Genomic DNA, 11487 nt, shown 5'->3' on the forward strand with positions numbered 1-11487 from the left:
ATCCCACCATTTTTATTTTTTTAATCTGCTACTTTTATACTTTATTTGCTTTTGTAATAAAGACGTAAAAAATTATATGTAGATTCACCGAATTTTTCTGAGTCTTCATTTAAATTCTTGTCTAAACGAATTGTTGAGGCTTTATCTGCAATTTTATCCATATAGAACTGCGGATATTGAATGTCAACGAATGCATAGCGATTCACCGTTGCATCTTCGACGTGTCGTAAGTCTGTATCCTGAAGTGCCAATAAATTTTTTCTTTTTTCAGGAGCAACATTAATTAAAAATAGGGTGTTGTTTTCCCAGATATCTTTAAAACGTGTTTCATCAAAACTGATATTACCCAATGCAGGGTCAGCCACATACACACGCCCATTTTTATATGCTTTAAACACTACAAAATGCTTAAAACCTGCATAGGAAATCGGAACAATCGCCGGTTGACCTTGCTGAACCAAATCGGAAAATTCGCCTTTGTATCCCCCGCTTTCAAAACCGATTGCCCCAACAAAGCGCTTCATATCTAAAAGAGAAAAACTGCGGCGTTCAACAATTTTTTCGGTTTCACCAAATTTAAGTAAACCATTCATGACTTGTTGTTCAGTCATGTTTACGCCAACATCAACATAACCATTCAACAAGGTCGTTAATGCAGCTGATCCACAACTATAGTCATAGGCTTGACGGACAATACCCCTAAATTGATCTTCTACAGCAGGTTTAATGAGGACTGCCTCTCTATGCATTCGAGTGAATGAATCGTGGCGAGAATCTAAGGTTTCAGTGTAATACACAGCTTCCGCTGGCTTTTTCTTAATTTCAAAGGCTTCTTTGGCAGCGTAATACATCAATGCCGAGCCTAACGCGATCTCTAACATATCTTTTAACTTTTCTAGTTATCGGCATGACGTGCCTTTGTTCATTATTTTTTTAGAGCTTATACTCTACATCCATGTAAAAGAAAGATAACCTTTTTTATAAAAAAAGACAGCTTTTTTTTAGTCTTTTTGAAAAATTTCACATTATTTTTGTAAAAAAAAGCGCGTGTAAACACGCGCTTTTTTCAATCCAGAATTAACGACCAGCAATCGTAATCATAGAACCTTGGGTATAAGAACCAATGGCTGTACTATAGTAAGTTTGAAGACCTTGTACTTCAATATCACCAATAGAGCCAGCAGTACGGCTACCTAAATGAATACCTTTTACATAGTTATCAATTGGACCAGAAGAACTTACCATGCGGATATAACCATTATTCGTACCTTCTTTACCAATTACGCTAATATTTTGGTTGATAGTCAAATCAGTAGAGTTTGCATCTGCAACCTTAATGCTCTCAACAAAGATTTCACCAGCTGCACGGTTACCCGCAGTCCCATCACCTGAACCCGTTTTAGTTGAGTTATCCAAAATACCTAGATCAAGAATTTCAAGACCACCTTTCATCACGGTATTTAATTTAACCATTGCACCTTGAGGCGCTGCACCCAGTTGGATATTCGCTGCCATTTGTCCAGTTTTCAAAGTAAGACCAGATAAAATAGCATTATAATTTGTCGTCTCTTGACCACCACGACGGATTGATGAAGCAGTAGATGCTGGAACAGTATTAGATGCTGTTACACCAATTTCACCAATATTAATGCTCAAACCAGACACTTGAGCCGCAATATTGATAAATGCACCATTTGTGCCAGTACCAGCATCAGAATCAATTTGTAAATCGGCCAAATTATGTGAAGCAAGTAATGCATCACTGTTCGCTGTAATTACAAGACCTTGAGTTTCATTGATATGACCAGCTTTACCATTACCTTTGATAACAATTGCACCAGCATTCCCTGTACCACCTGCAATTGCTGTCTCAGAAACAAGTGCGTTTGCTGCAAAACCAGGTGTAGGTGGAGTAGTAGTAGTATCGATTACTACCTTAGTACCAGTTATAGTATTTTTTGCAGTTGTTGATAAACCGTCATTATCATGAACATATAATTTATCGATAGTGATTTTAGAAATACCAATCCCGATGTTAATACCATCTTGACCAGTAGTAGCACCCAATGAAGCATCATCCATTGCTTGCATTGCCATCGCGTTTGCGCTGATTGCTAATGAAGAAACTAAAGCAAGTTTAGTAAATTTTTTCATTTCGTACTCTCCCAAGAGTATTATTTTTTTTGATTGTTAACTACTCGATTTCACTGATTGTTTTTTATTTTTTGACAATAGTGAGGCTTTCCTTGAGCAGCTGGTTTGCCCTAGTTAAATTATATGGCTGTCATTTTTTGTTCAACTGCTGTTGGTCGCAATCTGCATGTTACCGATAAACGGTATTTACAGTTTTTATGCACCAACAATGTTATAGAATAGTCCTTCTATGTATCGAATTTTTAAAGTCACACCGTATGAATAAGCCTGTTTTTTTTCAAAAATTGCTGACCAAACAAAAGCTTAATCCTACTGAAATTCTTTTATGCCTATCACATCTTAACCATGTGGTTTACTTAAAAAATGTAAAGCAACCTGTCATTGCTTTTTTAGCCTCTGAATATATGCTCGTGCAAAATAAAAAAATTCAGAAATTTACCAGAATATCGTTAAACCAATATCAGCAAAAAAATGAACCGATTGATTTCAATCATTTTTTTAAACAAGGTTTGCAAAACCATTGTTCCGACTTCAATGGTGGTTTAATCGGCTTTATCAGTTATGATGAAGCTGCCCAGCAACATGTCAACATTCAATCCAAAAATCAGCCTTCTTTATTTTTAGGCATTTATTGCAGCTATATTAAACTGACCGATCAGGGCTGGACTTTTTTTAGCCATGAGCATGATGCTGAAGCGATATTTCAAATACTTCAAGATGTCTGGCAAAACAAAAATAGCTTCATTAAAGAAAATCACTCATTTACGCTTACACAACCTTGTACTCCACGCTGGAATAAAAAACAGTATGTGAATGTCTTTAAACAGGTTCAAGATTACATTCGGGCAGGTGACTGTTATCAGATTAATTTAACTCAAGAATTTACCGCCAAAGCACAAGGGTTATTACTCAATACAGCAGACGCATTTTGGCAACTGACGGATGCACCTTATTCGGGTTATGTCAAAATTAATGATTTTGAATTACTCAGCTGTTCTCCAGAACTGTTTATCGAGTTTGAAGCAAACCGGAAAATCACCACAAAACCAATTAAAGGCACCATGCCTCGATATCAAGATGCTGCACTCGATGAACAATCCAAGCAAAGCCTAATTCACTCTAAAAAAGACCAAGCCGAAAATGTAATGATTGTAGATTTACTGCGTAATGATTTGAGTGTATACGCTGAAACAGGATCGGTGAAAACACCAAAACTTTTTGAAATTGAGTCATTTAATCAAGTTCACCATATGGTTAGTGAAGTCACTGCCACTTTAAGGGAAGATATCAATCCTTTTCATGTGCTCATGTCTGCTCTGCCAGGTGGTTCGATCACTGGCGCACCCAAAATTCGTGCCATGCAAATTATAGAGGAGCTTGAAGGTGCTCCACGTGGAGCCTACTGCGGTTCGATGGGTTATTTTAATTTTGATGGCACAGGTTCATGGAATATTCTGATTCGCTCGATTCAAAAATATCAGGATGATGTTTCTGTCTGGGCGGGTGGCGGTATCACCATTGCATCAGATTGCGATGCTGAGTATCAGGAATGTTTTGATAAAGTCGAAGCCATGCTGAATTTGCTCAACACGTGGTACACACCTGAATAAGTAAAAAAAGCGATTCAATAGAATCGCTTTTTTTTAAATCCCTCCTAACCTCCCTTTTAGTAAAGGGAGGAAATCTCCTCTTTACAAAAAAGGGATTTGGGGAGATTAAGCCAGAATATCATTTTTCAATGTATCTACTAAACGCTGGTTTTGCTCGTCCGTACCGATAGTAATACGCAGGAACTGGTTGATACGCGGCTTATTGAAATAACGTACGATGATGCCACGTTCACGTAATTCAGCAGCCAATTCACCTGCATCTTTTGATGACAGTGAGGCAAAAATAAAGTTTGCACTCGATGGCAAGACTTTAAAGCCAAGCTCAGCCAGTTGAGCAACCAACTTTTCACGGCTGGCAATTACTTTCTCATTTTGTGCCTCAAAATATTCCTGATCTTCAAAAGATGCTACAGCCGCTGCAATCGCAAAACGATCGATCGGATAGGAGTTAAAACTGTTTTTCACCGCTTCAAGGGCAGCGATGAGATGTGGCTGAGCAATGGCAAAACCGACACGTAAGCCTGCTAAGGAGCGTGATTTAGAAGTCGTTTGGCAAACCACCAAGTTATCGTATTTCTCAACCAATGCAACCGCAGATTCAGCGCCAAAATCGACATAAGCTTCATCAATGACAACCACTGAATCGGGATTGGCCTGAAGAACCTCTTCAATGGCTGACAAACCAAGTGCGATACTGGTCGGCGCATTCGGGTTGGTAATGATAATCCCGCCATTAGGCTGTTTATAATCATCCACCACAATTTCAAAATCATCATTCAATGGCAAAACTTTGGTTTTTACCCCAAAGAACTGACTATAAACCGGATAAAAACTGTAAGTAATGTCCGGATACAGGATTGGCAATTCCTGGACAAAAAATGCCTTGAAGATGTGCGCCAATACTTCATCAGAACCATTACCTACAAACACATGACTCACGTCAACATGTTGCTGTTTGGCAATGGCCTGTTTTAAAGCGGATGCATCCGGGTCTGGATATAAACGCAGCACATCTGCTGAATTTGCCAATACCGCCTGAACCGCTTCTACCACTTTTGATGATGGCGGATAGGGATTTTCATTGGTATTTAATTTTAGAAGATTTTGGATTTTGGGTTGTTCACCTGGCACGTAAGGTTCGAGTTCACGTACTTCAGGACTCCAAAAACGCATTTGTTCTGTGGTGATGGTCGACATTTTATTTTCTCATTCGCTATTTACCAAAATTCCCTCTTTAAAAAACTATCGAGAAAATATTTATCGCTAGGAGAAAGTCTATTTTACCCTCTCCTAACCTCTCCCATAGAGAGGAACTTTTCATTGGTAAATAAATTTAATCAATATTTCAATTTTTCCATATTTGCCATTCTATTAAAACCATATAAATTTCATTAGTTTAAATTAGATGACATACCTTCTCCTTTCAGGAGAGGGTTAGGGAGAGGTTAATCGTGATAACGATAACGTGCCGAGCGTGCATGGGCATCCAGATTTTCCTGTTGCGCCAGGATATCGGCTGTTTTCGCTAAAGTTTTCACGCCTTCTTGCGAGCACATGATCAGACTGGAACGCTTCTGAAAATCATATACGCCAAGCGGTGATGAGAAACGTGCTGTGCCTGAGGTCGGCAACACATGGTTTGGACCCGCGCAATAATCACCAATGGCTTCAGGCGTATAACGCCCCATGAAGATGGCACCGGCATGGCGGATGCTTTCTGACATTTCTTCAGCTTCGTCCAGGCAAAGCTCTAAATGTTCTGGCGCGACCTCGTTGATGAGGTCAATCGCTTCCTGACGATCTTTCACCAAAACCAAAGCCCCACGGTTGGCAATGGAAGTACGGGCAATTTCAGCTTTTGGCAAGGCAGCCAGATGTTCTTCAATTGCCTGTTCAACGTCGTTTAAAAGCTGCTCATCGGGTGTGATGAAAACTGCTTGGGCAACCGTATCATGCTCTGCTTGGGACAATAAATCCATTGCCAGCCATTTCGGATTATTCTGACCTTCTGCATATACCAGAATTTCAGATGGCCCTGCAATCATGTCGATACCGACCTGACCAAATACGGCACGTTTAGCTGCTGCCACAAAACGGTTACCTGGACCGGTAATTTTATCGACAGGAGGAATCGTTTCCGTTCCATAAGCCAATGCGGCAACCGCTTGTGCCCCACCAATGGTAAATACACGATGCACACCAGCCAGATATGCCGCTGCCAATACCAATGGATTGAGTTCACCATTCGGCGCCGGAACCACCATGATAATTTCTGGCACGCCCGCCACATGTGCAGGAACGGCATTCATCAATACAGAAGATGGATACGATGCCAAACCGCCCGGCACATAAATACCGACTCGATCCAGTGGGGTAATTTTTTGCCCTAAGGTATTTCCCAAAGCATCAACATAGGTCCAGCCATCCTGCTTTTGCGCCTGGTGGAATTCACGAATACGGTTTGCAGCCAACTCCAAAGCTTGACGAACTTCTGTCGTTAAATCTTCAAAAGCCGCTTTGAGTTGTTCTTGAGTAAGTTCTAGATCAGAAAATTGATGCGCTGGATGTCGATCGAACTGTTGAGTGAGTTTAAGAACATGAGCATCACCATGCTGACGCACATCAGCAATGATTTGGTCTACGGTTTTTAAAAGTTCAGGATCACTAACTGTCTCAAAAGCCAACAAGTCTGCAAAGGCCTGTTTAAAGCTTTGATCTTGAGTCGATAAACGTCGCATCAATTTACCCACAAGGTTTGAATTGGAAAAGTTTAGTTTACCTTGTTTCCCAAACTTTGTGGGTATCAATCACGCATCTATTCACACAGTTTCATAGGAAATTACTTTGTGAATCATCGAATAAATCTGGGTTTAGCTAGGGATAGTAAAAACAGGCATAAAAAACCGCCACAGAATGACGGTTTTTCATATTGGGATGCAAAAACTTATTTTTTGCTTTCGCGTTCTTCCACTGCTTTTTCAAGCTGTGCCAGAATCGGGTTCAATAAAGTTTGCTTACGCTTGAAACTGGCCTTGTTTACAATCAAGCGAGATGACACTTTGCAGATTTCTTCCAAAGGCTCTAAACCATTGGCACGCAGGGTATTACCCGTATCGACCACATCAACAATGTAATCACCTAAACCCACCAGTGGCGCAAGTTCCATCGAACCGTAAAGCTTGATGACATCGACTTGCTCGCCCAGGCTGGCATAGTATTGACGTGTAAGATTCACATATTTGGTAGCGATTTTTAAACGGCCTTTCGGACGTTCCATACCCACTTTGCCTGCTGTCATGAGTTTACAGTTGGCAATTTTCAAGTCGAGTGGTTCATAGACGTTTTGCGCACCATGCTCCATCAGCACGTCTTTACCCGCAACACCCAAATCCGCTGCACCATTTTCCACATAGGTCGGTACATCAGAAGCGCGTAAAATTAAAATACGCACCTGTTTATGGGTAGTTGGGAAAATCAATTTACGGGATTTATCCGGATCTTCCAGTAAATTAATTCCTGCTGTTTCTAGCAGAGGTAAAGTTTCTTTTAAAATACGTCCCTTACTTAATGCTAAAGTTAAACCATGATCAAAATTGCCCATAACGTCAAAGTTTGGATCATCGTTTCTCATATCGCTCATTAACTTACTCGCTTAATTTGGGCACCTAAACCTTGTAACTTCGCTTCAACATCTTCATAACCGCGGTCAATATGATAAATACGGTCAATCAGGGTTTCACCTTCAGCAGCCAACGCAGCCAGAACCAAAGAGAAAGAAGCACGTAAATCTGTCGCCATTACAGGAGCGGCTGAAAGTTTTTCCACACCTGTAACCACTGCATCATTACCTTCAACCTGAATATTTGCGCCCATACGTGCCAATTCAGGTACATGCATAAAACGGTTTTCAAAAATCGTTTCAGAAATTGTCGCAAAGCCACGACCAATCGCGTTGACCGCCATAATCTGGGCTTGCATATCGGTTGGGAATTCTGGATGCGGCAACGTCTGGAAGCTGACGGCTTTCGGACGTTTCCCCATCATATCCAGTTCAATCCAGTCATCGCCACGGGTCACTTCTGCGCCCATTTCTTCAAATTTGTCTAAAACTGCTTCAAGTAGTGCTGGATCGGTATGCGTGGTTTTGACTTTACCACCGGTAATTGCTGCAGCAGCCAGATACGAACCTGTTTCAATACGGTCCGCAACCACTGCATATTCACAGCCATGTAAATGCTCAACACCTGTAACGACTAAAGTGTCGGTATCCAAACCTTCGATTTTTGCACCCATTTTAATCAGCATTTGTGCAAGATCGGTAATTTCAGGTTCACGTGCTGCATTACGGATTGTAGTGACACCATCGGCCAATACGGCTGCCATCAAAATATTTTCCGTACCACCCACAGTCACCATATCAAAGACAACTTCGCCACCTTTAAGACGACCATCAACTTTGGCATGGACATAACCCGCTTCAACTTCAATTTCAGCACCCAAAGCTTCTAATGCTTTTAAATGTTGATCGACTGGGCGTGAACCAATGGCACATCCACCAGGAAGAGATACTTTTGCACTGCCATAGCGCGCCAATAATGGACCAAGCACCAAAATGGATGCACGCATGGTTTTGACCAGTTCATATGGGGCAAACTGATTATCTAATGTAGACGTATCTGCTTTAACAGTATCGCCTTCATAAGAAATTTGAACACCCAGACCAGCAATCAGTTTTACCAAAGTGTTCACATCCTTAAGATTTGGAACATTGGTTAATGTGGTGGGAGTTTCAGGGAGAATCATTGCAGCAAGCAATGGAAGTGCTGCATTTTTTGCACCCGAAATACGCACTTCACCTTCGAGCTTAACACCGCCCTGAATTAAAAATTTATCCATCTAGTTCTAAGCTCCGAATAAGCTTGCTTTACGCCATTCTTCTTTGGTCATTGCACGAATAGTTACCGCATGTACTTCACCGCTGGCAATATATGAATTTAACGGAGCATAAACTGTCTGTTGGCGTGCCACCGGACGTTTGCCTTCAAATTGTTCATCTACGATGCGAAGATCAAATTTCCCGCCTTGCCCACTAACTGCAACTTCAGCCTCTGGAAAAGCAGCTTTTAAAATTTCAGTGAGCTGTTCACTATTCATCACAAAGACCTCTTATAGGACCAACGGTGTAAAAACCTGCCATTTTACTATAAATATGAAAAATAAATCATTAAGCTATAACATTTAATATATAAAAAAAGAGGTCATAAAAAACCTCTTTTTGTTCAAAAACCGAACTATGCCATTAAAGATGGGGATGCAACCTGCATTTTTCTATGCTTATGCAACTGTCTTTTCAGTTTTTCTGTTAATTTTTTTATTGATGTATACATATCATCAGCTGTTGCCTGTGCAAACAATTCTGCCCCCGGTACACGAATAATCGCTTCAGCTATATGATTTAAACTTCCTTTTCTTGAACGTTTGTCCACTTGATGATCTTTGGTCAATTTTACCTGCATACTATTGACCTGGTCCAAATGTTTGGTCATTTCAGCAAATTTTAATCGGATATTATCTTCAATTGCAGGGGTGATAGTTAAGTGATGACCACGAATTGTTATTTGCATAATTCTATCCCTCACCTTCTTTAGGATTAGTTAAAGTCATAGCCGAAACGATCTGCTGAAAGAACTCAGAATTCTGCAATTCACACTTTAAATCATTTCAACCACACCTTTAAAAGAAAAAAAGATTCATTATATTGTCATAATGAATCCCTAGAATAATCAGATTTTTAAAATTAGATCAAGACTTTTCGTTCAGAAGATGAAGGAATATGTAACGACTCTCGATATTTAGCAACTGTCCGGCGTGCTACATCAATGCCATCTTGTTTTAACAAATTGGCAATAATATTGTCAGATAAAGGCTTGCGGGGATTTTCTTCGGAAATTAACTTTTTAATTTTTGCGCGAATCGCAATGGAAGATGCTTCTCCTCCAGAAGTCGTGGCTACATGACTGGAGAAGAAATATTTCAGTTCAAACAAACCCCGCGGTGTCAGCATAAATTTGTTGGTCGTTACACGTGAGACAGTAGACTCATGCAATTCCACCTCTTCTGCAATATCGCGCAGCACTAAAGGTTTCATCCCTTCCGCACCAATTTCCAAAAACATTTTTTGATGTTCTACAATACAGGTGGCCACTTTTAATAAGGTTTTATGACGCTCATCGACACTTTTAATAAAATTTTTGGCATCCAGCATTTGATTGCGTAAATATTGATTGTCGTTACTTTGATCTGCACGCTTAATCATACTGGCATAAAAAGAATTAATCCTTAATTTGGGCATCACATCCGGATTTAACTGCACCTGCCAATGATCATTCTTTTTCATGACCACCACATCGGGAATCTGATAATCAGAGTCTTTTTCTTCAAACTCCAGTCCCGGATAGGCTTTTAAGGTCTTTAACAGATCAACTGCACATTTTAATTGCTCAGGATTCAAACCGGTTTGTTTAACCAATTTCGGCAATTCATTTGAAATGAGTAACTCATAATGATTTAACAATTTTATCGCTTCACAACGATAAGCTTGATCTACAGGTAAACTTTCGAGTTGCACCAATAAACATTCTGCCAAATTACGCGATGCCACACCTGGAGGGTCCAGATGTTGAATATGTTTTAAGACAACAAGAACTTCATCATCTTCCACCTCATCCTCATAATCCATCGTTTCCAATAAATGCTGCACAGATGCCGTGATTTCTGCAATTTCAGCATCTAAAAAACCCTTTTCATCTAAAGAATCCACAATACAGTGCGCGATGAGGCGATCCACAGCAGATAAATGCAATAAATTAATCTGCTCGAGTACGTGCTCTTTTAAACCCAAATGTCCTTGACGATTATCTTCTCGTTCTTCATATTCAGGGGAACCCAAACTGGTCGGTTGATGGGTATAGACATCATCCCAATCAGTATCCACAGGTAGATCATCCGGAAGATGGTTTGCATTCAGCTCATTGGTTAAATCTTTACTGTCACGTTCTTGATCTTGCAAAGCAGATAAGCTTTCAATTGAAGATTGCTCTTCTACTTTTTCCAATAAGGGATTACTATCAAGTTGAATTTGGATTTCCTGCTCTAGCTCAAGGCTAGAAAGTTGAAGCAAACGAATGGCTTGTTGTAACTGCGGTGTCAGTGACAAGGAGTTTGCAACTTTTAATCCAACCGATAACTTCATACTATCCTACTCTTTTTAACTGCTATTTATAAAAGCACGCCTTACAAGCAATTTTTGTGCCGTTTTAATTTTTATATCATAGATACACATAAAAAATATACAAATTTACGGATTTTTTAGTCATATTTTCGATAAAATATAAAAAACTAATGCTAAATATTTTTATAAATGAATAATTTATTCTTGATATAACATCAAACTTTCTAAATAACAGCAAATTCAAATCAAGAATCTATTCTCATTCATCAATTCAATAATGATCTTGAGGTTTTAAAAACTCCACGCATAAAAAAAGCCCCTGCACTTGGCAGGGGCTTTTGAATAATGAGCTGGCGATGACTTACTCTCACATGGGTAATCCCACACTACCATTAGCGCTAAGAGGTTTCACTTCTGAGTTCGGGAAGGGATCAGGTGGTTCACTCTTGCTATGGTCGCCAGCACAACTGTTTATGGACTTGTTCGGGTCTT

Annotated in this window: 10 protein-coding genes and 1 rRNA gene; 1 reads left to right on the forward strand and 10 read right to left on the reverse strand. The window is 39.9% G+C overall.

Annotated elements, in window-relative coordinates:
* Window positions 1-41 precede the first annotated feature (41 nt).
* Together filB and filA are read right to left on the reverse strand one after the other, a co-directional pair.
* The gene (gene filB, locus E0H88_RS14320) at window positions 42-881 is read right to left on the reverse strand and encodes a putative pilus system C39 family peptidase FilB (protein ID WP_131274680.1); all 840 of its coding nucleotides are present in this window, start codon (window positions 879-881) and stop codon (window positions 42-44) included.
* Window positions 882-1077: 196 nt separating this feature from the next.
* Window positions 1078-2154: a putative pilus system protein FilA gene (filA, locus tag E0H88_RS14325; RefSeq protein ID WP_131274682.1), complete on the reverse strand. Its 1077-nt coding sequence runs from the start codon at window positions 2152-2154 to the stop codon at window positions 1078-1080.
* A 257-nt stretch (window positions 2155-2411) separates the two neighbouring features.
* Between filA and E0H88_RS14330 the strand changes: the two genes are divergently transcribed.
* The gene (locus E0H88_RS14330) at window positions 2412-3764 is read left to right on the forward strand and encodes an anthranilate synthase component I family protein (RefSeq protein ID WP_131274684.1); all 1353 of its coding nucleotides are present in this window, start codon (window positions 2412-2414) and stop codon (window positions 3762-3764) included.
* A 105-nt stretch (window positions 3765-3869) separates the two neighbouring features.
* Here the strand turns inward: E0H88_RS14330 and hisC are convergent, their stop codons facing one another.
* From hisC to rrf, 8 genes are all read right to left on the reverse strand, one after another.
* Window positions 3870-4961, reverse strand: a complete 1092-nt coding sequence (gene hisC / locus E0H88_RS14335) for a histidinol-phosphate transaminase (RefSeq protein ID WP_131274686.1) — start codon at window positions 4959-4961, stop codon at window positions 3870-3872.
* 248 nt (window positions 4962-5209) lie between these two features.
* Window positions 5210-6514: a histidinol dehydrogenase gene (hisD, locus tag E0H88_RS14340; protein ID WP_165493327.1), complete on the reverse strand. Its 1305-nt coding sequence runs from the start codon at window positions 6512-6514 to the stop codon at window positions 5210-5212.
* Between the two features lie 194 nt (window positions 6515-6708).
* Window positions 6709-7404 (reverse strand): ATP phosphoribosyltransferase, encoded by a 696-nt coding sequence (gene hisG / locus E0H88_RS14345; protein WP_086194235.1) that lies wholly within the window; start codon window positions 7402-7404, stop codon window positions 6709-6711.
* A complete protein-coding gene (gene murA, locus E0H88_RS14350; RefSeq protein WP_131274691.1) occupies window positions 7404-8660 on the reverse strand; it encodes a UDP-N-acetylglucosamine 1-carboxyvinyltransferase in 1257 nt (418 codons plus the stop codon). Before murA ends, hisG begins: the two co-directional genes overlap by 1 nt.
* A gap of 6 nt (window positions 8661-8666) precedes the next feature.
* On the reverse strand, window positions 8667-8918 hold the full coding sequence (gene ibaG / locus E0H88_RS14355) for a BolA family iron metabolism protein IbaG (protein WP_004650949.1): 252 nt from the start codon (window positions 8916-8918) through the stop codon (window positions 8667-8669).
* A gap of 137 nt (window positions 8919-9055) precedes the next feature.
* Entirely contained in the window at window positions 9056-9388 is a 333-nt protein-coding gene (gene hpf / locus E0H88_RS14360) for a ribosome hibernation-promoting factor, HPF/YfiA family (protein ID WP_131274693.1), read from the reverse strand.
* A 173-nt stretch (window positions 9389-9561) separates the two neighbouring features.
* Window positions 9562-11016 (reverse strand): RNA polymerase factor sigma-54, encoded by a 1455-nt coding sequence (locus E0H88_RS14365; protein ID WP_131274695.1) that lies wholly within the window; start codon window positions 11014-11016, stop codon window positions 9562-9564.
* A gap of 327 nt (window positions 11017-11343) precedes the next feature.
* Window positions 11344-11458 (reverse strand): 5S ribosomal RNA (gene rrf, locus E0H88_RS14370).
* Window positions 11459-11487: the final 29 nt, after the last annotated feature.

This window comes from Acinetobacter sp. ANC 4216 (genome assembly GCF_004331195.1).
GTDB classification, from domain to species: domain Bacteria; phylum Pseudomonadota; class Gammaproteobacteria; order Pseudomonadales; family Moraxellaceae; genus Acinetobacter; species Acinetobacter kookii.

What these genes read in the sequence shown, in the direction of transcription:
- filB (WP_131274680.1), bottom strand. Translation starts at nt 881, where the DNA reads ATGTTAGAGATCGCGTTAGGCTCGGCATTGATGTATTACGCTGCCAAA.
- filA (WP_131274682.1), bottom strand. Translation starts at nt 2,154, where the DNA reads ATGAAAAAATTTACTAAACTTGCTTTAGTTTCTTCATTAGCAATCAGC.
- E0H88_RS14330 (WP_131274684.1), top strand. Translation starts at nt 2,412, where the DNA reads ATGAATAAGCCTGTTTTTTTTCAAAAATTGCTGACCAAACAAAAGCTT.
- hisC (WP_131274686.1), bottom strand. Translation starts at nt 4,961, where the DNA reads ATGTCGACCATCACCACAGAACAAATGCGTTTTTGGAGTCCTGAAGTA.
- hisG (WP_086194235.1), bottom strand. Translation starts at nt 7,404, where the DNA reads ATGAGCGATATGAGAAACGATGATCCAAACTTTGACGTTATGGGCAAT.
- murA (WP_131274691.1), bottom strand. Translation starts at nt 8,660, where the DNA reads ATGGATAAATTTTTAATTCAGGGCGGTGTTAAGCTCGAAGGTGAAGTG.
- ibaG (WP_004650949.1), bottom strand. Translation starts at nt 8,918, where the DNA reads ATGAATAGTGAACAGCTCACTGAAATTTTAAAAGCTGCTTTTCCAGAG.
- hpf (WP_131274693.1), bottom strand. Translation starts at nt 9,388, where the DNA reads ATGCAAATAACAATTCGTGGTCATCACTTAACTATCACCCCTGCAATT.
- E0H88_RS14365 (WP_131274695.1), bottom strand. Translation starts at nt 11,016, where the DNA reads ATGAAGTTATCGGTTGGATTAAAAGTTGCAAACTCCTTGTCACTGACA.